Raw genomic sequence first — 3,124 nt, 5'->3', positions numbered from 1 at the left:
AGAAAAATTTGATTTTAAAAAAGAGCATGTGGGTATGATAATTAAAGTTCTAACCGTGTTTTTGGGCGTGCTTGTATCGCTGCCATCGCTCGCCCTTGAGCGTTTTGAACAGTTAACATGGCTAGAGCCACAATCATCGACTTATCAATTGATTCAATACCCTGAATTGTTGAGTGACATTTATCAAGAAAACGATGACCAATTGATTTGGTTTGATGTAGAGCAAAGTAAAAAACTCGAACTCCAGTTGGAAATGATCGATAAGGCAGGGTTTAGCCCACTGTTTTCAGAGCGATTACAGCAACTACAGCTGTTTAGAACTCAAAATCGCTGGTTTGAGTATGATCTGCTAGCGACCGACACGTTACTCCTTTACATCAGCTACGCTGAGCAAGCTCCTCTGATGGGCAAATCTTGGTTTTTTAATCAACCTCTAACGGGTTCACTGCCGGCGCCAACCAAAGAGGCGACAAACTCATTATTGGTTTCCATTGAGCTTAATCAGCTTAGTGAATTTATTGATGATTATACGCCGTCCAATGAAGATTATCGTCAGATCAGTGGTTCTTACCAACATCTAAAACAATTTGAACACACAGAGCTGCCGAGATACCACCAGAATAGATTAAAGAAAGTCGGCGATAAGCTATCACATCGTGACGAACTCATTTTGCGTCTTAATGTCGTCAATATTGATACCAAATCTATTAGAAAGGATGTCAGTTGGTACGATGCATCATTGATCTGGCCTATCAAAGAGTTTCAGCGTATCCATGGGTTAAAACAGGATGGGATGATTGGCAATCAAACAATGAAGTGGCTGAATATGGATCCTTCACTTCGATTATCAATGCTCGCATTAAATGCTGAGCGATCTAGGCTTTGGCCAATGCAACGAGATACGGTTATTTTGGTCAATGTCCCCAGTTTTGATATGAGCTATTGGTATCAAGGTGAAGAGGTCTTTCAGTCAAAAGTGGTGGTCGGAAAAACCTCTCGGAAAACACCGGTTATGCATACCAAGCTCGATTCTCTGATCTTAAATCCAACATGGAATGTACCGTGGAAAATTATGGTTGAGGATATTTTGCCTCAGGTAAAGCGTGATAAGACGTACCTCACTAATCATAATATAGAAATCATTGAACGATGGAATGCAGTGTCGACGGTTAATCCCTCTGAGATAAATTGGTCAGAGGTCACCCCAGAAACTTTCCCGTATAAAATGCGTCAGCAATCGGGAAAAAGAAATGCGTTAGGGTTGTATAAATTTAATACTCCTAATCGGCGAGCTATATTTTTGCATGATACTCCAAGTAAACACCTATTTTCCAAGGATGTCAGGGCCTTTAGTTCAGGTTGTGTAAGAGTGGAACATGCGGACAAATTTGCGTATACCTTACTGGCAACACAAGGCATGGATATGGCTGATGCGGGGAAAAATGATCAGTCAACGACTCATGCCATTCCCCTAAAAAAGCGAATTCCGGTTCATATTATCTATCAAACAGTTTGGGTTGAGTCTGGCCAAGTTCAGTATCGGGATGACATTTATCAATACGACACGTTGAGCCAAAATCGGCAACCACAGACCGAAGGGTAATCTTTACCATTTTTTTACAATTTAGTGCCCGCTTACAAAATCTGTATATTGGTCAGAGAGTAAACGAAAATAGAGAGCCATTTAAGCGCTTCTAGCATGATTTATGCATTTGAACTTCATATTCTAGTTAGGTAATGTCCACGTTCGAATCATTGGGCAGTGTATGTGAAGGTTAATATTTTGAGTTTATCTCGTCGTCGTTTTATCCAATTGGCAGGGAGCAGTATTGTTGTTGCGAGTGGCATTCCTTCTTTAGCTCAGGCCTCGTATCCCGATCAGCCAAGGCATCTTGTTATGAATAACCTACATACTGGAGAAAGTCTGGAATCGAGTTATTTTAATGGGATTGACTACGTGGAAGGGGAGCTGGACCGCTTGAGTCATTTGTGTCGAGATTTTAGACGTAACGAAGTTCATCCAATGGATCGACGTTTGTTTGATCAAATTACACAGATTCAATCTCTGCTTGGTTCTCAAGCGGAAGTTCAGATCATTTCAGGTTATCGTTCCCCTGCAACGAATAGTGCTTTGCGTACTAATTCTAAAGGCGTCGCAAAAAAGAGCTACCATATGCTAGGTCAAGCCATGGATTTTAGGCTCCATGGTGTCAATTTGAAAGATGTCCGTGAAGCGGCAATGAGTCTCAAAGCCGGCGGTGTTGGGTATTATCCTAAAAGTAATTTCATTCACATCGATACCGGACCGGTCAGAAGTTGGGTTTAGTGTGTTCTCTTTGCTCAGTGGATTTGAGCCGTTCAAGCATTGAAAATCTCGAGTGGTAGTGTCATAGTTCGAGCAATTTCGATAGTTCCAAGGTAGATATATGTCTCTTCAGTACCAAGTTGTTCCGGTGACTTCTTTTGCACAAAATTGTTCTATTGTCTGGTGTGACGATACGATGGAAGCCGTAGTGATTGATCCCGGCGGCGATGTAAAACAACTCGTTATGATGATCAAAGAACTCGGTGTGAATGTTGTTCGCCTGGTTCTTACTCACGGTCATTTAGATCACGTAGGTGGAACCGAGCCATTAGCAAAAGAGTTGGGTGGTATAGAAGTGATTGGGCCACACAAAGGCGATCGTTTTTGGCTTGATGGCTTAGTCGGGCAGAGCCAAATGTTTGGCTTTGAAAAAACAGAACCTTTTACACCAAATCAGTGGCTAGATGAAGGTGACACGGTCACTGTGGGTCATCAAACATTAAGCGTGTTGCACACGCCAGGTCATACTCCGGGGCATGTGGTTTTATTTAGTGAGGCGGCCAAGTTGGCGTTTGTGGGGGATGTTCTTTTTGCGGGTGGAATCGGCCGCACTGATTTTCCTCAAGGTGATCATGCCACGCTGATTGCTTCGATTAAGCAAAAATTATGGCCTCTAGGTAATGATGTTACCTTCATCCCAGGTCATGGCCCCTCATCGACATTTGGCAAAGAGCGAGTCTCTAATCCGTTTGTTGCCGATGAAATGCCACTGTACTGATTCTATCGTTAAATCAGTACAGTGTATTGGGCTCGGCGGCT

At 42.6% G+C, this 3,124-nt stretch carries 3 protein-coding genes; all 3 read left to right on the top strand.

Features of this window, described 5'->3' with window-relative positions; genetic code table 11:
• Positions 1-34: 34 nt before the first annotated feature.
• Positions 35-1,603, top strand: a complete 1,569-nt coding sequence (locus ACP45E_RS12710; protein ID WP_017039106.1) for a L,D-transpeptidase family protein — start codon at positions 35-37, stop codon at positions 1,601-1,603.
• A gap of 180 nt (positions 1,604-1,783) precedes the next feature.
• Complete coding sequence (locus ACP45E_RS12705) at positions 1,784-2,326, top strand: DUF882 domain-containing protein (RefSeq protein WP_026026789.1); 543 nt, start codon at positions 1,784-1,786, stop codon at positions 2,324-2,326.
• 100 nt (positions 2,327-2,426) lie between these two features.
• Positions 2,427-3,083, top strand: coding sequence for an MBL fold metallo-hydrolase (locus ACP45E_RS12700; RefSeq protein WP_017039105.1), 657 nt, complete (start codon positions 2,427-2,429; stop codon positions 3,081-3,083).
• Positions 3,084-3,124 lie beyond the last annotated feature (41 nt).

Origin of the sequence: Vibrio genomosp. F10 str. 9ZD137, from assembly GCF_049974785.1 — a bacterium.
Lineage (GTDB): Bacteria > Pseudomonadota > Gammaproteobacteria > Enterobacterales > Vibrionaceae > Vibrio.
Note: the sequence above shows the minus strand (reverse complement) of the source record. Positions and strands in the feature narration are given on the sequence as shown.

What these genes read in the sequence shown, in the direction of transcription:
- ACP45E_RS12710 (WP_017039106.1), top strand. Translation starts at nt 35, where the DNA reads ATGATAATTAAAGTTCTAACCGTGTTTTTGGGCGTGCTTGTATCGCTG.
- ACP45E_RS12700 (WP_017039105.1), top strand. Translation starts at nt 2,427, where the DNA reads ATGTCTCTTCAGTACCAAGTTGTTCCGGTGACTTCTTTTGCACAAAAT.